This window comes from Bacillus sp. PS108, from assembly GCF_037963335.1.
In the GTDB taxonomy this organism is placed as follows: Bacteria; Bacillota; Bacilli; order Bacillales; family Bacillaceae; genus Bacillus; species Bacillus subtilis.
This window is the reverse complement of sequence record NZ_CP150155.1, coordinates 4,104,749-4,121,227: the sequence shown is the minus strand read 5'-3', so window position 1 is coordinate 4,121,227 and position 16,479 is coordinate 4,104,749. Positions and strand designations below refer to the sequence as shown.

The 16,479-nt window shown below is 35.3% G+C and carries 22 protein-coding genes and 1 pseudogene; 19 read left to right on the top strand and 4 right to left on the bottom strand.

Going from position 1 to position 16,479, the window contains the following annotated elements:
• The first annotated feature begins 186 nt into the window (after positions 1 to 186).
• Positions 187 to 1,527 (top strand): DNA (cytosine-5-)-methyltransferase, encoded by a 1,341-nt coding sequence (locus tag NSQ16_RS21475; protein ID WP_231592845.1) that lies wholly within the window; start codon positions 187 to 189, stop codon positions 1,525 to 1,527.
• Positions 1,528 to 1,590: 63 nt separating this feature from the next.
• Here the strand turns inward: NSQ16_RS21475 and NSQ16_RS21470 are convergent, their stop codons facing one another.
• The gene (locus NSQ16_RS21470; RefSeq protein ID WP_326256215.1) at positions 1,591 to 2,316 is read right to left on the bottom strand and encodes a PmeII family type II restriction endonuclease; all 726 of its coding nucleotides are present in this window, start codon (positions 2,314 to 2,316) and stop codon (positions 1,591 to 1,593) included.
• Between the two features lie 230 nt (positions 2,317 to 2,546).
• Positions 2,547 to 2,624: pseudogene (locus NSQ16_RS21465) on the bottom strand (DUF255 domain-containing protein); the annotation flags it as partial.
• A 221-nt stretch (positions 2,625 to 2,845) separates the two neighbouring features.
• On the opposite strand from NSQ16_RS21465, the gene NSQ16_RS21460 reads away from it, so the two are divergent.
• Both NSQ16_RS21460 and NSQ16_RS21455 read left to right on the top strand, forming a co-directional pair.
• Positions 2,846 to 3,565, top strand: coding sequence for a hypothetical protein (locus tag NSQ16_RS21460; RefSeq protein ID WP_305935184.1), 720 nt, complete (start codon positions 2,846 to 2,848; stop codon positions 3,563 to 3,565).
• A 227-nt stretch (positions 3,566 to 3,792) separates the two neighbouring features.
• Entirely contained in the window at positions 3,793 to 4,989 is a 1,197-nt protein-coding gene (locus NSQ16_RS21455; protein WP_339232507.1) for a Rap family tetratricopeptide repeat protein, read from the top strand.
• A gap of 111 nt (positions 4,990 to 5,100) precedes the next feature.
• On the opposite strand, the gene NSQ16_RS21450 is transcribed toward NSQ16_RS21455, so the two are convergent.
• Both NSQ16_RS21450 and NSQ16_RS21445 read right to left on the bottom strand, forming a co-directional pair.
• Entirely contained in the window at positions 5,101 to 5,631 is a 531-nt protein-coding gene (locus NSQ16_RS21450) for an ImmA/IrrE family metallo-endopeptidase (protein ID WP_019716392.1), read from the bottom strand.
• Positions 5,628 to 6,011 carry a helix-turn-helix transcriptional regulator gene (locus NSQ16_RS21445; RefSeq protein ID WP_305935182.1) on the bottom strand — a complete coding sequence of 128 codons (384 nt, stop codon included), beginning with the start codon at positions 6,009 to 6,011 and terminating at the stop codon, positions 5,628 to 5,630. Before NSQ16_RS21445 ends, NSQ16_RS21450 begins: the two co-directional genes overlap by 4 nt.
• A 294-nt stretch (positions 6,012 to 6,305) precedes the next feature.
• Here NSQ16_RS21445 and NSQ16_RS21440 point away from each other — a divergent pair, with 294 nt between their 5' ends.
• From NSQ16_RS21440 to NSQ16_RS21365, 16 genes are all read left to right on the top strand, one after another.
• Positions 6,306 to 6,485, top strand: a complete 180-nt coding sequence (locus NSQ16_RS21440) for a hypothetical protein (RefSeq protein WP_017418449.1) — start codon at positions 6,306 to 6,308, stop codon at positions 6,483 to 6,485.
• Entirely contained in the window at positions 6,482 to 6,742 is a 261-nt protein-coding gene (locus NSQ16_RS21435; protein WP_339232502.1) for a hypothetical protein, read from the top strand. The genes NSQ16_RS21440 and NSQ16_RS21435 overlap by 4 nt, the downstream gene beginning before the upstream one ends.
• Positions 6,743 to 6,795: 53 nt before the next feature.
• Positions 6,796 to 7,056, top strand: a complete 261-nt coding sequence (locus NSQ16_RS21430; RefSeq protein ID WP_217828095.1) for a hypothetical protein — start codon at positions 6,796 to 6,798, stop codon at positions 7,054 to 7,056.
• A gap of 205 nt (positions 7,057 to 7,261) precedes the next feature.
• Entirely contained in the window at positions 7,262 to 7,378 is a 117-nt protein-coding gene (locus NSQ16_RS21425) for a hypothetical protein (RefSeq protein WP_339232499.1), read from the top strand.
• A 46-nt stretch (positions 7,379 to 7,424) separates the two neighbouring features.
• Positions 7,425 to 7,799, top strand: a complete 375-nt coding sequence (locus NSQ16_RS21420) for a YdcP family protein (protein ID WP_032730573.1) — start codon at positions 7,425 to 7,427, stop codon at positions 7,797 to 7,799.
• 249 nt (positions 7,800 to 8,048) lie between these two features.
• On the top strand, positions 8,049 to 9,491 hold the full coding sequence (locus tag NSQ16_RS21415) for an ATP-binding protein (protein WP_339232750.1): 1,443 nt from the start codon (positions 8,049 to 8,051) through the stop codon (positions 9,489 to 9,491).
• Positions 9,484 to 10,542 carry a DNA relaxase NicK gene (gene nicK, locus NSQ16_RS21410; protein ID WP_339232497.1) on the top strand — a complete coding sequence of 353 codons (1,059 nt, stop codon included), beginning with the start codon at positions 9,484 to 9,486 and terminating at the stop codon, positions 10,540 to 10,542. The genes NSQ16_RS21415 and nicK overlap by 8 nt, the downstream gene beginning before the upstream one ends.
• Positions 10,543 to 10,808: 266 nt before the next feature.
• Positions 10,809 to 11,075: a hypothetical protein gene (locus tag NSQ16_RS21405; protein WP_339232496.1), complete on the top strand. Its 267-nt coding sequence runs from the start codon at positions 10,809 to 10,811 to the stop codon at positions 11,073 to 11,075.
• An 11-nt stretch (positions 11,076 to 11,086) separates the two neighbouring features.
• Entirely contained in the window at positions 11,087 to 11,404 is a 318-nt protein-coding gene (locus NSQ16_RS21400) for a hypothetical protein (RefSeq protein WP_339232494.1), read from the top strand.
• Positions 11,405 to 11,416: 12 nt separating this feature from the next.
• Positions 11,417 to 11,695, top strand: coding sequence for a hypothetical protein (locus tag NSQ16_RS21395; RefSeq protein ID WP_080624166.1), 279 nt, complete (start codon positions 11,417 to 11,419; stop codon positions 11,693 to 11,695).
• Positions 11,696 to 11,712: 17 nt separating this feature from the next.
• Positions 11,713 to 11,862 (top strand): hypothetical protein, encoded by a 150-nt coding sequence (locus NSQ16_RS21390; protein WP_003328171.1) that lies wholly within the window; start codon positions 11,713 to 11,715, stop codon positions 11,860 to 11,862.
• A gap of 27 nt (positions 11,863 to 11,889) precedes the next feature.
• Complete coding sequence (locus NSQ16_RS21385; RefSeq protein WP_339232492.1) at positions 11,890 to 12,954, top strand: conjugal transfer protein; 1,065 nt, start codon at positions 11,890 to 11,892, stop codon at positions 12,952 to 12,954.
• An 11-nt stretch (positions 12,955 to 12,965) separates the two neighbouring features.
• Positions 12,966 to 13,214: a transposon conjugation system subunit ConC gene (gene conC, locus NSQ16_RS21380; RefSeq protein WP_339232491.1), complete on the top strand. Its 249-nt coding sequence runs from the start codon at positions 12,966 to 12,968 to the stop codon at positions 13,212 to 13,214.
• A gap of 12 nt (positions 13,215 to 13,226) precedes the next feature.
• Positions 13,227 to 13,751 (top strand): conjugal transfer protein, encoded by a 525-nt coding sequence (locus tag NSQ16_RS21375; protein WP_041516320.1) that lies wholly within the window; start codon positions 13,227 to 13,229, stop codon positions 13,749 to 13,751.
• Positions 13,639 to 16,134, top strand: coding sequence for a VirB4-like ATPase ConE (gene conE / locus NSQ16_RS21370; RefSeq protein WP_339232489.1), 2,496 nt, complete (start codon positions 13,639 to 13,641; stop codon positions 16,132 to 16,134). Before NSQ16_RS21375 ends, conE begins: the two co-directional genes overlap by 113 nt.
• Before the next feature lie 17 nt (positions 16,135 to 16,151).
• Positions 16,152 to 16,478, top strand: coding sequence for a YddF family protein (locus tag NSQ16_RS21365; RefSeq protein WP_033881975.1), 327 nt, complete (start codon positions 16,152 to 16,154; stop codon positions 16,476 to 16,478).
• Position 16,479 lies beyond the last annotated feature (1 nt).

Genomic DNA, 16,479 nt, shown 5'->3' with positions numbered 1-16,479 from the left:
ATCATATCCTAAAGTAACACAGTGATGTATATAATATTCAGGTTTTTTTCCCACACAACAAGATTCTATACACCAAATAAAAACTGTAATAGTTTAAATTTGTTTTATTGACTTAAAGTTAAAAATCGATCATAATAACCCTATAAAAGTTAAATATTTTTTTAACTCTATTGGAGGGTTATTCAATTGTATACTATAAGTAAAAATAAAGTTAGATTACATATGAAAAAACATGGGATTTCAACTCAAAAACAATTAGCAGAGCAGCTAGGAATTAGTAAAAATCAGCTTTCCATGCTGTTGTCACCAAATTTCAATCCTATAAAGTCAAATGCATTAAAATTATGTGAAATATTAAATGTGAATTTTGAAGAAATTATTGATTCTGAACAAATGGAGTTATCACTAGATGGAACGGATAATTTAATAGATTCTAATATAGATGAGGAAATAAATGTTTCAAGTTTTGAAGGTAATGAGTTTTTAGATATAAGAGATATTAAAGCTAATAAAGATTATTCAGTAGTAGAACTTTTTGCTGGAGCTGGTGGGTTAGCATTAGGACTAGAACAAGCTGGATTTAAATCTAGAGGTCTTGTTGAGTTTGATAAATATGCTTGTCAGACTTTGAGAAAAAATAGACCTCATTGGAATGTTATTGAGAAGGATATCATTGATGTTGCTGAAGAAGGGATTAAAAACTTTGTAAATGTTCCAATTGGAGAATTAGACTTACTATCTGGAGGTTATCCTTGTCAAGCGTTTAGTTATGCAGGAAAGAAAATGGGGTTATCCGATGCGAGAGGTACAATGTTTTATTACTATGCCCAAGTTTTAAAACAGTTACTTCCGAAAATGTTCTTAGCTGAAAATGTAAGAGGGTTAGTTAATCATGATAATGGTCGAACTTTAGCTCTTATGTTAAAAGTATTCTCTGATATTGGTTACACAGTAAAATGGAAAGTTTTAAGAGCATTAGATTATGATGTAGCACAGAAGAGGGAAAGAATAGTATTAGTTGGTATTAGAAATGATTTAGTAGAGAAATACGAGGCGAATTATTTCTTCCCGCAACCTTATGGATATGAGCTTACATTAAAGGATGTTCTAAAAAATGTTCCAGAATCTGAGGGAGCAAAATATCCAGAATCGAAAAAAAGAGTTTTAGATCTCGTCCCTCCTGGTGGCTACTGGAGAGATCTTCCTGACGAAATAGCGAAAGAATACATGGGAAAAAGTTATTACTCAGGTGGTGGAAGAACGGGGATGGCTAGAAGATTATCTTGGGATGAGCCTTCTCTGACTTTAACTTGCTCTCCCGCACAAAAGCAAACAGAAAGATGTCATCCAGATGAAACCAGACCATTTACAGTAAGAGAATATGCTAGAATACAAAGTTTCCCTGACTCATGGAATTTTGATTGTTCAACAAACAATGCTTATAAGCAAATTGGGAATGCCGTTCCAGTAAATATGGCTAAAGCTATTGGTTTATCTATAATTAGCACACTAAATCAGCTAACATGAGCATTCTGCTTTCTCTGTGGAAAAATTAACAGGGATGAAAACTATACATCCCTGTTTTCATTACTATTCTTCCAAAGACTCTTGTTCTTTTAATTCCTCTTCTATTTGTTTGGCTAGACTATCAATTACTTCTTCTATATGTTTTGATCCATCAAACTCTGATGCAATTTCTCCTATTGCATCAGTTAATCGCTTATAGAAGTTTTCTTCACCTGTAAGTCTATACCAAAATTCAGCACCTACAATTACTGGATATTCTTCTTTGATTTTTTTGTAGTGACCACTTAATTTATCATCGGAACCATAAAACACACCTACAACAAGGTCATTAAATCCAATACTCAAATTATTTGTTCGAGCAAGATTTTTGATCCCTAAAAAGTGATTTTTAATAGTTGGAACATCGTCAGCATTAATTGTATTGGGGCCAGCCTTTATTTGACAGTACTTTCTATTGCCGTCTAACTTATCAACGAATTCAATATCAATTCCAGATGTAGTTGAGGCGAAACCATCCAAGACGTCACTACAGAATTTCTGCAACTTGTTTCCAAATGTTGTGTTTAAAGATGTGCCTAATACTCTTGGATAAACTAATGCTCTTGCAATGTTTTTCGGATCATCATTCCCTGCTAAAAAGTTAGCTCTGTACTTATCTAAAAATGGATTCAGTGATAAATGTTTCAATTCTTTCAACTTTAAAGTGTTCGCAAGATGACTTTTTGCTATTTCGTTTCTAAAAAAATCTTTTGCTTTCTCAATAATATCATCTGGATGTTGTGTATTCATTATTCTCCCCCATTTCTCTTTGACACTTCTATTATAGGGTCTTTTGCACTATCTGTAAAATTAACCATTTATGTATCATTCTGTTCAAATACTTATTTTAATATTTGGTATGTAAATGGAGAATCAAGATTTGAAAGTTTGACGAAGGAAAAAGATGTGTTAGATGCGTTTTAAATTAAAAATTAAATCTAGTGGTGTCTGTTATGGCACCAATGACATGTGCGTGTAGCTACAGGGTTATGAGCATGTTGAAGTAAATATGGAGACTTCTCAGCGATTAATCTATTGGGCTTATTGTTAGTGGGCATGGGATCACCTTCTTTCTAATTTTCTTATTCATTAATGTAACACATATATTGAAGTTTAATGCGTTCCCTTTAACTTATTCTTTTGAGGTTTAAAGAATAGACTTTGCAAAAAAAACTTATCGGACTTTTTCGACTTCATTTAGCGTAACCTTTTGGGAAACATGTATAATTAATAAAATAATAACATATATTGCATAAATCTATTGGAGGACAGATGAAATATGAGTTGGTTATCGCCTTTAATTTCATTAGCGGCTGTTATTGTAGCTATTGCTTCAATAACAATTCAAAATAGGAATTTTAAAAAACAAAGAATACCAGTAGTTGCACCAGTAATCAAAAATTTCAAATTAGAACTTCCAAAATTAAATTTGGATTGGAATAATTGTAAGATAGACGACTATTTTTCAGAAACAACTATACCAGTTTATAATTTTGGAGGAACGCCAGCTTTTAATTTAACCTATAATTTTGCTTTTCGTAATTTTGATGAGATTAAGAGAGAGTTACCCAAATTAAAAATTGAAGGGTATGAGGTTGGTATACACGAAAATACTGAAGGCATACTTTCTAATGATCATTATCGTTATGAAATAACAGTAGTTGGAGAAAATTTTGCACATAGTTTACCTCTAAGTACAAGTCAAATTAAACGCCGAGCAGATGTTATTCCTGCAGAAGGTAGTGTAGAGATAAATTTGCCTAGTTATTATGTAATTCTAATTAATTGTTTGTTTCGTGATATATCTTTTCGAAATATAAAAAGAAACAAAGTTTTTCCCGAATTAGAACTTACATTAACATACAATGATATTAATTTTAAATCTTTTCAAACCAAGTACATAATAAAAATTGATGAGTTTCGACAGCTTCATCTTAATTATAATGAATATTCATTTGATGCTAAATTCTCTCTCATTCCTGAGAGTTACAATGGATAAGTAATACTCTTGAAATCGCTGACTTAGCGATTTTTTTTGATGTTCTCTCCTTTACTGTCAAGTCTCGAAAGTATTGCTATTACCGAAAAAAAAACGCAATCATATAGCTATGGAGTAGCTAAAATGTACCTTTTTACATTAGGAATTGTAAATGGCTTTTTGATCTGACATAATACAATTAATGTAAATATTCGAATAATTTTGTAAACATGTGGGGTGAGATTTTCTTGGATCATACGTCTATAAAAAAAGAAAGGATTCCATATGAGATTCTAATATCAAAGTTGAATTCATGGTATACAACCATAAAGAAAAATATGATTGAAGAAGCCCAAAAGAAGAAGTTAGAAATTGAATCCCTTATAGAAGAAGTTGAAATGAAGCAAGATGTCCTCCTATATTATCAACTTTTAGATTTTAGACATGAGCTAATGCTAATTTATTTGAGATCAAAAGACGTTGAAGAAGTTAGGAATACTTACGAAATTTTGAAAGAAAAAGAAGGTAGTTTATCAAAAATGCTTGAGTATTATTTCTTCTTTTTCATGGGAATGTACGAATTCAGAAGAAAAGAACTTGTTTCTGCAATAAACGCCTATAGTTTTGCTGAAACCAAGTTATCAGAGATTGAAGATGAAATTGAACGTGGAGAATATTATTTTAAAGTATCAGAAGTATACTACTATATGAAACAAACTTATTTTTCACTGAGTTATGCAAAGAGAGCTATAAAGATATACCAGAAATTTGACATTCATGATGAAAGAATACTTCATTGCAGGTTTATTGTAGCTGGAAATTTAATTGATACTTTAAATTACAATAGTGCAATTAAGGAATTGAAAAAAGGATTACAGGATGCTTTTAAAATCGGTAAAAAATATCTCATTGCAACATTTCATATGAATTTAGGAATTGTTTATAGGAGTGTTGGTCAATATGATTTGTCGATTCAAAACCTCATGAAGGCGTTGCAAGTTTTTCAAGAGGAAAAGCATATTTTCATGTCTAAAACTTTATTTAATTTGTCCCATGTATTAGCACAAAAAGGAGAAATGAATAAAGCTCTTCTTTATTTTGAACAAGGAAGTTCCGTTGCTCTGCGCAACAATGATTATGAATACCAAGCCAAATTCAAATTGTTAAAGGGACTGTATTTTTCCAATGAAGATGTTTCTTTAATTAACGAGGCATTAGATTACTTTCAATCGAAGAAATTATTTGCTGATATTGAAGAATATGCTCATGAAGTTGCAGAGTTTTATTATGAAAAAGGAAATTCTTCACTCTCTAACGAATATTATCGTAAGGTAATAGCAGCCAGAAATGAAATTCGAAAAGGGGAGATTATTCATGAAGAAAAAAATGATTGCCTTATCAATGACGATTTTAATGGGGATGACAATGCTGGGCTTATCCCATAATTCAGACACTTTTGGTCATCAAGCTAAATCTGATAACGTAATTAGTATTGCATCAGATCGACTTGGAAGCTAAAGTAAACCCACTCGTTTTTCGTGAGTGGGCTTTTTTCTTTATATAGAGATTTCGCATACATGATTAATTCCTGTTTCCATTCGGTTTCTTGACAAAAGTTTCAATTGTGAGTGTTTGTGCTGTATGACATGCGTTGGTAGATTGAAGAAAGATGCAAGTTGATGGATTGTTAAGTTTTGTATTTCGAATAAATGTTCTTTTAATAATTTGTCCGGGAGTAACAATTCAGAAGCGAATATATTTGCTTGGTGTTCTAACTTATCTTTTAAGACAGCGGAGCAATTAGCCACTTTAAAAGCATTTAAATTTTTGTGGAGGAAATAATGTCCTAGTTCGTGGGCAACAATGAATTTTTGGATTGTTTGGTGCGTTAGTTTTTCATTTGTATGGATTATATAACGATTTTCTTCTTTAAGATGTTGAAGTAACCCTTCGGCTTGTCCTAAGTTGTTCTTTGTTATGATTATATTTAGTTGTTCGCAAATTTCATAAACATCATTAGTTCCGTAACTCAACAAGATTAACTGTACTTTATGTTTTATGTTTTTGCTCGTATAAATTGGTATCACTCTTTCCTCTTTAATTCATCTACAAGCTTTATTCCATTTTTTAATGCCTTCTTAATTAGGAGAGCTGTTTCTTCGTCAAACTCACCGTCATTTTTAAAGAGTAGTGTATCCTCATCTTTTAGTTCCTCAATTACTTCATTAAATGTTTGGGTCAATTTTGAAGCTTTATTGTTGCTTTCAACTGGGGCTTTACCTACTAAGTAATCAGTTGAAACATTATACAAGTCGCTTAATTGCTTTAATGTTTTAGTGTCTGGATCACGAAAATCTCTTTCATAATTAGAAATGACTTGGTTAGAAATGTTAAGTTTTTGAGCAACTTCAATTTGAGAAAGTCCACGTTTTTTTCTCGCTTCTTTTAATCGTTTTCCTAAACTCATATGAATTCGTCCAATCTACAGAAAGTTTATTTTTATATTATCACCATTAATTGTAACCAAGCTAGGACTTATCGATTATATTGACGAAAAGTTTAATTATAATGTTGACTTAAACTAAATGCATAAATATAATGGTTTTACATTCATTATATGTAACGTGAGTTTTTGCACTTAAATCAAAAAAACCTATTTTTTTATTCAAAAAGTTTAATTTTGTATTGTCTTAAACGTATAGTTTAATTATAATTAACTTATAAACGAAAAGACGAAAAAGGCAGAAAGGGAGGGAGTTGTTTGAAAGAATTTTTAACTGCTGAAAACATCCAAAACATTTTGGGGGTAGGGCAGGCCAAAGCATATCAAATCATTAGGGAGTTAAATAAGGAACTCAAACAAGAGGGATACAAAGTTGTTAAAGGAAAAGTCAGCCGTGCCAGATTTGAAGAGAAATATATTTATAAAACAACGGGGTGAACGTCATCAGTTTAAACCAAACTCATTTGTTTATGAAAGAAGCTGTTCCGTTGGCCAGACAAATGGAAGGTGATTGGATAGCACGAATGAAAATTGCTCTTAATTCGGTCATTATAAATCATCATTTGAACCTTCCCTTAACAAATGACAATGTTAATGAATTACTGCGAAAAGGCGTTTCATATCGCAGGATATGTAAGCATTACGGCATTGGAAGAAAAGAAATTGAAAAGCTGCGGCAATCAGCCATAGTGTGACGTTATATACCACTATAGGGAGCCGTTAAGAATCCTTTGAAAGGGGGGATGCGATGAAAATAAGGGTGAATGCAACAATCATTACTGATGTTGAAGCTTTAAAGGCTGATAAGGATTTGAACCATTTTAAAGACTATGCCACTTGTGAAACATTCGTTGTTGAAGCTGATAATTATTTGAAGGCTAATAAAGAAGTATCTGAGCTGTTAAAAGGCTGGGATTGGTGGTGTATCTGGTCTACTCGTCCAATGAGTAAGAAGGAAAACCAGGTGTTTACCTTATATAACGATGATCTGTATAACTTATGTCGCTAGGAGTGTTTGTTCTTTGAAAACTACATATAAACAAAGAAAGCGCCTTGACGAATAATCATCAAGAACGCCGGAAAATAAAAACTAGACACTTTTATTATACGGTATTCTTGTTGAAATGTCATGCGTGAGTATTTGAGTGATGAACAGCAATCACTTTAAATGCTGTAGCAGGCTAGAATAAGCGTGCGGAATAGCTGTAGTCAGCTTGATGGCTATAATTAGCCTACTAGGTTGCCATGAGGGCATAAAGCCGTTAGCAACTGATAAGCGCCAAGATGGATACAGAACCGGAGCGAATCCAAAATATAAAATCGAAATTTAATGATCTTTTGAAAATAAATAATAAAAATGAAATGGGGATATGAAAAATGAACTTAAACTTTATTGTACCGGATATCAATATGACTTTTGGTGAACTGAAATTTTTAGGTTTAAACCGTGAGCGTTATGCCTATGTGGATGGAAAAAGAACGGATACTTTGGAATCGAGGATTTATAATCTAGGGTCAAGTGTGCAAGGCGGGCAGATCGAAGTGACAATTCCTGCTTATGTGGATTTGAAGGAATTTGATTTCTTTAAGGATGTTGAATTGAAAAATCCGAAAATCATGGCTTCTGCTAGAGCAAATGGGACTTTTGCTAATGTGAACTGGACTGTTGAAGCTGAAGATCTCGTATTAAAAGGCACTGGGTCTAGTCCTGCAAACAAAACAGTAACACCAGGAACTTCTGATAAGAAATAATTTTTTAGTCGAGTACAGTTATTTTGATTATGTTGAAGAAAACGGAGGTAATGGCGAAGTGAAAACCGTTAAATCTGTGTACTTTGAGAATGTCGTTATCCCTACAATTGAACTTGGCGAATGTCATTGTTGTGAGGAAGATAATGCTGTAGAGTATTATCAAGAAGAAGTCCCAAGAGGTTATGTGTGGGAAACGTATTGTCACTCTTGTAGAGAAAAATCATCGGGGTATGAATTCTAATGATCAATATTAGTGATTTCTTTAATAAAAGGTTTTGGAAGTACAGGGGTAAACGAATCCGCCCGTACATGAGAAATAATGTAAAATTAGCAGGCGCAATTATCTTTGTGCCTGTTTTTTTGTTATCTATGTTTCTCTTTTGGAAAGATCACCTTCTTCACTTTAATGTATTTCAAGTGATTGATCACTTTGAATGGAATGTACCTTTGATCGTTAAAAGTTTGGTTTGCTCGTTGTCAATTGGTATTGGAAGTGTGTATGTTGCCTATTTAACCTTTAATGGACTTTTTAAAAGGTTAAAGCACAGGCAGATGCTTGCAAGAATGATTTTTTCTAACAAGTTTTATGAAAAAGATCATGTAAAGGTTAAAAAGCTATTCTCAAATGATACAGGGACAAAGGAAAAAATCACTTACTTTCCTAAGTTTTATTACCGAGTTAAAAACAATCACATTTATATCCGTATTGCTATGGATATGAGTCGTTTTCAGAATCGCTTCCTAGACTTAGGAAAGGATTTAGAAAACGGCTTGTTTTGTGACTTGGTTGATAAGCAAATGGAAGAGGGATTTGTCTGTTTCAAGTTACTGTATGACGTAAGTAAGAATCGTATATCTATTGATGAAGCGGTCGCTAAAGACGGTGTTCTGCCATTAATGAAACACGTCTCATGGAAGTTTGATAAATTACCTCACATGCTCATATCCGGTAGCACAGGCGGAGGGAAAACCTATTTCATGTTGACCGTCATAAAAGCGTGTGTAGGACTTGGGGCAGATGTGAAAATCTTAGACCCGAAAAATGCTGATTTAGCCGACTTGGAAGAGGTGCTCCCGAAAAGAGTCTATTCGCAGAAAAATGGCATCCTTATGTGTCTGAGAAAGTCGGTTGATGGCATGATGGAACGAATGGATGAAATGAAGAAAATGCCCAATTACAAGACTGGTGAAAACTATGCCTATTTAGGGCTAAAACCTGTCTTTATCTTCTTTGATGAATATGTGGCATTTATGGATTTGCTGGATATGAAAGAAAGGAATGAAGCATTATCCTACATGAAACAACTGGTTTTGTTGGGTCGTCAAGCTGGTTATTTTCTTGTTTTAGGGGCACAGCGACCAGATGCAAAATATCTAGCTGATGGGATACGAGATCAATTTAGTTTTCGTGTTGCTCTTGGCAATATGTCTGATACTGGTTATGGGATGATGTTCGGTGACGTTGATAAAACATTTATGGAAAAAGACGTGAAAGGTCGAGGATATGCCTATGTCGGCACAGGTTCAATATTAGAGTTTTACAGTCCAATTGTGCCAAAAGGATATGATTTTATGTCATCTATTAAAAATGCGCTGGTTGGAGTCGAGGGAGCGCAGGCGACGGCAGTCGCCAGCGGCAGCGTAAGCGACCAGACGGCCAGCGGCGAAGGAGTGAGCGAAGCGAATGGATGAGCTACAACAACCCCCCCACGCTAACAGGGGGGTAGTAATCGTAAAAGAAAAAAATGAAACAGTTGAAAGTCCTTTGGTATCAATGGTTGACTATATTCGAGTCTCTTTTAAAACTCATGATGTTGACCGAGTTATTGAAGAGGTTCTTCACCTTAGCAAAGACTTTATGACTGAGAAACAATCTGGTTTCTATGGCTACGTTGGCACATACGAACTGGACTATATCAAAGTCTTTTATTCTGCGCCAGATGATAACAGAGGTGTTTTGATAGAAATGTCCGGTCAAGGTTGCCGTCAATTTGAATCCTTCTTGGAATGCCGGAAGAAAACATGGTACGACTTCTTTCAAGATTGCATGCAACAAGGCGGTTCGTTCACTCGCTTTGATTTAGCTATTGATGATAAAAAGACATACTTTTCTATACCACAACTGTTAAAGAAAGCCCAAAAGGGCGAATGTATTTCACGATTTAGAAAATCGGATTTCAATGGCTCCTTTGATCTATCTGATGGCATTACAGGTGGAACGACAATTTATTTCGGTTCTAAAAAGTCAGAAGCGTACCTTTGCTTTTATGAGAAAAACTATGAACAAGCAGAAAAGTATAACATTCCGTTAGAAGAACTAGGCGATTGGAATCGTTATGAATTGCGGCTTAAAAATGAACGTGCACAAGTGGCTATAGATGCTTTATTGAAAACAAAGGATTTAACCTTAATCGCTATGCAGATCATTAATAACTATGTAAGGTTCGTTGATGCTGATGAAAACATCACTAGAGAGCATTGGAAAACGAGCCTTTTTTGGTCTGAATTTATAGGTGATGTTGGAAAACTTCCTTTGTATGTCAAACCACAAAAAGACTTCTATCAAAAATCAAGAAACTGGCTTCGTAACTCTTGCGCGCCCACTATGAAAATGGTGCTGGAAGCTGATCAGCACTTAGGGAAAACTGATCTATCAGATATGATCGCAGAAGCTGAACTGGCGGAAAAACATGAAAAAATGTTGAATGTGTTTATAGCTGATGTTACTGATATGGTCGTTTAAAAAACAAGCTGATAAATCTTTATAAACACAGGTGATGCGATTAAACGTATGTGTCAACGGTACCGGAACGAAGTGAGGATAAGGAGTTGACATATTCAGCGCCACCAAAACCCTCTTGGCATTGAACAAACAACCGTTTGTTCCTGCCTACCGGCGAGGGAGTCCCCCGATGATTCGGGGGAATAGGGGGATAGATTAACAGCAATCCAACGGGCTTCCGTTGGTGGGTTTGGGTGAAACCCAAGAACTTAAATCGGAGGGATAAGATGTTTAACATTAATCTGTTGAATCAGGCCCGACTAGAGAGTGATTTGGAGTCTCTTGGCTGTTTGGATATTGCTGAGGAATTAATTGAAAAAATGATGGAAGATGTCTTTTACAGTGATGTTGCTCAAAGAGTCATAGTCCAAACTCTTGCGGTTATATATAACGTGAATGCTAAACTTCAAGCCACATTCAACATACTGGAGGATGAAGATTTTGAGACAGATGAACGGAGCGTCGAATTTGAAGGAATAACCTACTATCACTGAGGGGTGAAAACATGGATTACAGGATTATAAATGAGTCCTCCCTTATAAACACATTAGAAAGGCATCTTAATATACACTTGTTGGATGACGTACTCGAAAGATTAAGGGATGAAATTTCATCGGGATATGATCAAATGATCATTATTCATGTTAGAAAGGATAACGGCGGGGACATGGTTGCGAACTTGTATTTTCACTTTAGAGTCCTTGAAGAAAATGAAACGGAATCAGATGACGGAGGAGTTCTTGTCGAATTTGTAATGTATGATCCTCATGTTATAAGAAAAGATTACGAAGAAAATCATCTTAAAAACGGAGGACGAATATAACGAGGTGATCAAGTGTCTGCGGTTGATAATCACTTCAAAAGACTGGGCTTTAATGTTGGTATTCCCTCTTTAGTTTTTGTAAGAAGTTTAAGCAGAGATTGTATGTTAGTTGTAGAAGGAGAAAGAGTAAAAGGATTTGCTGAATATCGTTACACATTTTACAAGACAAGATATTTGCCGGACGGTCGAATGACTAGCTTAAAAGTTTATGTGGAGAATCAAAGCATAAAAAGGGTGTTACATCGTGTAGCATCCTTTTTATTATTCCTTGAAAAAACAAAACAGGTTTAAAGAAAGCGAGGTCTTTCATGAAACAGAGTGTTGAGGTCGTTGAAATTAAAGGTAAGCCAGTGGAAGTGATTGTGACGGAGTTAAACGAACCGAACTATGAAAAAATGGCGAGAGCCATTTTGAAAATGACAAGAAACATGAAAGTTAACCAGGAGGAAAGTGCTTAGAAATATATGAAAGGAGAGTGAATCGAATTGCTCCATAAAGAAATTGGCTCGGATAAAAAAGAAGAGTCCTTTTTTCGGTCTGCCTTTCAAAAACTGAAACGAATTGAAAGACCGGAAAAAGACAAACAGAAAGTCCCTCGTGACAGGTCGAAACTGATAGCCGTCACATTGTGGTCTTGTGTCGGTGGCTTGCTGTTTATCTGCTTGCTCGCTGTGCTTCTGTCAATTAATACTCGCTCTCAACTTAATGACATGAAAGATGAAGCCAATAAGCCAACAAATGACGATAAACAAAAAATTTCGGTGACTGCTGCTGAAAACTTTCTATCAGGGTTCATCAATGAATATGTGAATGTGAAGAACAATCAAGAATCTATTGAAAAACGTATACAGAGCCTTGAAAGCTACATGGTGAAACAGGAGGATAACCACTTTGAAGATGAAGAACGCTTCAATGTGGATGGTTTAAAAGGTGATCGAGAGTTGAAAGATTACAGCTTATATAACGTGAAAGAAGGTGATAAAAACAGCCTTTTTCAATATAAGGTCACATATGAAAATCTATACCCTGTAGAAAAGGAAGTTGAAAAAGAAGTCAAAGACGGAAAGAAGAAAAAGAAGGTGAAAGAAAAGGTTAAAACAAATGAGAAATCTGAAAAACAAATGTTGCTGAATATTCCAGTCACAAATAAAGATGATTCCTTTGCGGTGTCTGCCGTCCCTTACTTTACCCAGATTTATGATTTGAAAGGCGATATTGCTTTTAAGGGCAAAGAAGAAACTAGAGACGAATATGCAGGCGAGAAAAAAGAATCTATCGAATCATTTCTTCAAAATTTCTTTGAGAAATACGCTTCTGAAAAGAAAGAAGAAATGGTTTATATGATGAAAAAGCCGGAAGCATTGGAAGGAAACTTGTTATTTGGGGCAGTACAGTCAGTAAAAATCTTCGAGACGAAAAAAGGTTTCGAGGTTTTTTGTGCTGTTCGATTTAAGGAAAAAGAAAATGACATTCCGGTAAATGAAAAATTCAGTCTAGAGATTACGGAAAACAGCGGTCAGTTTTATGTAAATAAACTCAAACATCAATAGGAGGTTTAAATATGGATTTCATGAATTTCTTTATTCTTGGTGCAGACCTTCCAACACTTGGAGGGGTAAAAGGTTGGGCGTCAGATGTTGTTATCCAATTCATTACGATTGTGGTCATGTTCGTAGCCGCAAAGAATCTTATGAGATTAAAAATGGGCGGCATTATCTTTGTTTGCTGTATTGGCAGTGCGGTAACGTGGGTTATTAAACACTGGTCAGAATTCTCCGGCTGGATCAATGCGCTAATGGAAAAATTGTAAGGGGGCATCTGAATGGGGCGTCTGGTGTTCAACTATCGGAAGGCAATGAGAGAGCCGAAAAAAATTCAGCAATTAACCGAAAATTATTCGTTACCCTTTGCAGTTGAGTTAATACCGGCTATTAACTATTTCATTTTTGTTGGCCTATGCTTTGGGTTCTGGTACGGCGTGAGGATGATTTTTCCTCACGCTTTTGATAACAGTTTCATCATCGTGATTTTTGGAATACCGATTTTTTTAACAATGCTTGTTACGAAAATAAAGCCGGAAGGCAAAAACATTTATTTATACTTCATTGATTTTGCAAAGTATTACTTCCTCATTAAGCTTCCACAAAAGAAGTTTTGCAATGACCGAAAGGTTGATTTAAGTAATGAAAAACAAATTGAGTTTCGAAAACTTGTGAAGGTGGTGGATTATTCGAATGAGACTAAAAACGCCTATGAAGGCAATACACAAGAATTTGCTGTTAACAAGAACGGGCGACGTGTGGGCGTACTACCGAATAAAAAGCAATTCGATTCCTATGCAAAATAAAGAAAAAGTTGAATCGTATAAAAAGAAGTGGCAGCATCTTTTTGAAGAAATTACATCTTATGAGGATTTTCACTTGATGATGTATCCAAGTGAGTATGAATTAGAAAAACGATTTAAGGATTTAGAAACAGATATTGCGGCAGATGCAATGGATGTGGCACGTTACTACAATGAAGAAACGGTAAGGCTGTTAGAACAGCGATTAGGAAGGCTGACAAAGTATGACTTCATTTTAGGTGTAAAACTGAAAAGCAGTCTTGTAAATATTAGTGTCGAACTTAAAGACAATATATTATCTTTTTTCAATACAGCGACTGATACAGTCGTGAAAATGCTCGGGTGGGAACAAAATGTTTCCACCTCTTTTTTTGAAAAATATGAGGAAGTCGAAGAAACACTAGCGAATATCATGGCTTCTGTTCGCGGAGAACGGCTTTCAGAAACAGAAATGACATACATTAACCGTTATCACTTTGTACGTGGGTTAAAGCACCAAACGAATGAAGAAAGTGAGATAAAGGATGTTCGCTCTATTACAAACACGATCATAGACCCCACTGACCCATCAGTATTGCATTTGCATAGTGATCAAGATGAAGGCTATTCAGCTTTTGTCGTGATTGACGAATTTCTTCACAATATGTCGGAAAGTGATTTGTTTTATGAAGCACAGTCTCTTCCCTTCCCTGTTGAAGTTCAGATGAAAATTCAAACGGAATCAAAGTCCATTACCAAGCCTGCCCTCAACCTCAAAAGACAGCAATTGAAAGAAGAACAAAAAGAACAACAAAGCACAGGCGATCGAAGTGATGTTTCCACTGTCACAAGTGCCACAATGATAAGGCATTTACAAGATGAAATAAAGAAAGAAGATGTGCATGTGATGAACTGGCTGTCGGTGATAGTCGTTCATGGAAAGACAAAAAAAGAATGTGTGGGAAAAGCAACGATTGTCAAAAGGCATTTAAAAGGCGCTGGCATTACTTGTCGGCTTCCGGTGGCTGATCAATTGAACCTTTTTTATAAAATGCTTCCTGGTGAAAAGTTAGACATAACCGATAAGAACTGGATTCAAAAAACAACGCAAGACGGTGTGGCTGAAAGTCTGTTTGCTGTTAACTCTGATATTGGTTCGAAAATCGGCTTCTTTCTCGGCTGGGTTGATCGTTTCCAAGAGCACACCGACTTAGAAAGTGCCATTATGTCCAGCCGTGATTTTGTTTTATTCCACCCTTTCTTAGCGAACCAGCAGTTAAAAGGTTCAAAGACACGTTCTCCTCACTGCCTAATCACAGGAGACACAGGAAATGGCAAGTCATATCTAGCGAAATTGATCTTTAACTATATCAGCATGTTAAACATCAAATCTCTGTATATAGACCCTAAAAAGGAAATGAGAAAGTGGATTCAAAGAGTCTTGAATGATGAGTACATTAGAGAGAACTTTCCCTTATATATTGCACATTTAGAGAAATACAACTATATCACACTAGATCATGAAAACACGCACAACTGGGGAGCGCTTGATCCTATCTCCTTCCTCCCTCCTATGAAAGCAAAAGAGCTAGTTCAAGTCATTTTTGAACAAGTATATGACTTTAAAGGGAAGGACGACATAAACACGGCTTTCCTTCGTGCTACATCAGAAGTAATTGAGGCAAAACAAAAAGGCGAACAGGTCGGCTCACTGGATATTATTCGGAAGATGCAGAACCATCCCGAAGAAGCTGTACAAAAGGCTGGCGACTACTTAAATGAGGTTGTATCAGATTCAATTTTAAAACTTTGTATTCATGATGGTTCAAACCCTGCATTGTCACTTGAAAAACGAATCACCATTTTAGAAGTTGAAAATATGGATTTGCCAGATCATGCTGAACGACTTGAAAACTACACCATATCACAACTAAAGTCTAGTGCCGTCATGTTTGCACTTGGTAAGTTCTGCGAACTATTTGGTATGAACCCAGATGAACAGACCGTTGAATTTATAGATGAAGCATGGATATTTACCACTTCTCAACAAGGCAAAAAAGTTGAGAGACAAATGCGCCGGATTGGTCGCTCATACAACAATGCGGAATACTTCATTTCCCAATCCACAAAAGACGCTTTAAAAGAAGAGGATTCTGGAAACTTCGGTGTTGCCTTTGCTTTTGATGAACCGAATGAGCGAGAAGAAGTGTTGAAATGGATGAACATGGAGGTCACAAAAGAAAACAAAAAAATGATGGAATCCATGTTTCAAGGTCAATGCTTATTTAAAGATTATTATGGCCGCACCTCCAAAATTTCGATTGAATGCCTATTCGAAGAATGGCAAGGCGCTTTAAAAACAGTAGAGAAAAAAGCTGTCGCATATGCGGAAGAAAAATATTTGTAAAAGGGGTTGAATCGTACATGGAAATAGCTTTCTTAAACTCTCTTGTGGTCACGAGTCCAGGCTTTTATAAAGCTGAAAAGATTACATTGGAAGAAGTTAAACAATGGCTAAAGCATTATGATGGTCGATACAAAAGTTTTATCGGACATAAATCAACGGCACAGTTTTTGCAAAAATTATTAGGCATCAAGATTGAACAAAACCGAAAGACTTTTAGGCATATGAAATATCAAAAAGCAATCTGTTTTTCCTTGTATGAACGATATCCCGAAAACGTGCTGCTAACGCAAAGAGACTTAGAGAAAGCCAGATATCAATTTTATTTATTAACTCGGTTAGATTAGG

Coding starts and splice junctions, on each gene's coding strand:
- conE (WP_339232489.1), top strand. CDS start 13,639: ATGAGACTAAAAACGCCTATGAAGGCAATACACAAGAATTTGCTGTTA.
- NSQ16_RS21430 (WP_217828095.1), top strand. CDS start 6,796: ATGAAAATAAGGGTGAATGCAACAATCATTACTGATGTTGAAGCTTTA.
- conC (WP_339232491.1), top strand. CDS start 12,966: ATGGATTTCATGAATTTCTTTATTCTTGGTGCAGACCTTCCAACACTT.
- NSQ16_RS21405 (WP_339232496.1), top strand. CDS start 10,809: ATGTTTAACATTAATCTGTTGAATCAGGCCCGACTAGAGAGTGATTTG.
- NSQ16_RS21460 (WP_305935184.1), top strand. CDS start 2,846: ATGAGTTGGTTATCGCCTTTAATTTCATTAGCGGCTGTTATTGTAGCT.
- NSQ16_RS21470 (WP_326256215.1), bottom strand. CDS start 2,316: ATGAATACACAACATCCAGATGATATTATTGAGAAAGCAAAAGATTTT.
- NSQ16_RS21390 (WP_003328171.1), top strand. CDS start 11,713: ATGAAACAGAGTGTTGAGGTCGTTGAAATTAAAGGTAAGCCAGTGGAA.
- NSQ16_RS21420 (WP_032730573.1), top strand. CDS start 7,425: ATGAACTTAAACTTTATTGTACCGGATATCAATATGACTTTTGGTGAA.
- NSQ16_RS21445 (WP_305935182.1), bottom strand. CDS start 6,011: ATGAGTTTAGGAAAACGATTAAAAGAAGCGAGAAAAAAACGTGGACTT.
- NSQ16_RS21365 (WP_033881975.1), top strand. CDS start 16,152: ATGGAAATAGCTTTCTTAAACTCTCTTGTGGTCACGAGTCCAGGCTTT.
- NSQ16_RS21375 (WP_041516320.1), top strand. CDS start 13,227: ATGGGGCGTCTGGTGTTCAACTATCGGAAGGCAATGAGAGAGCCGAAA.
- NSQ16_RS21400 (WP_339232494.1), top strand. CDS start 11,087: ATGGATTACAGGATTATAAATGAGTCCTCCCTTATAAACACATTAGAA.
- nicK (WP_339232497.1), top strand. CDS start 9,484: ATGGATGAGCTACAACAACCCCCCCACGCTAACAGGGGGGTAGTAATC.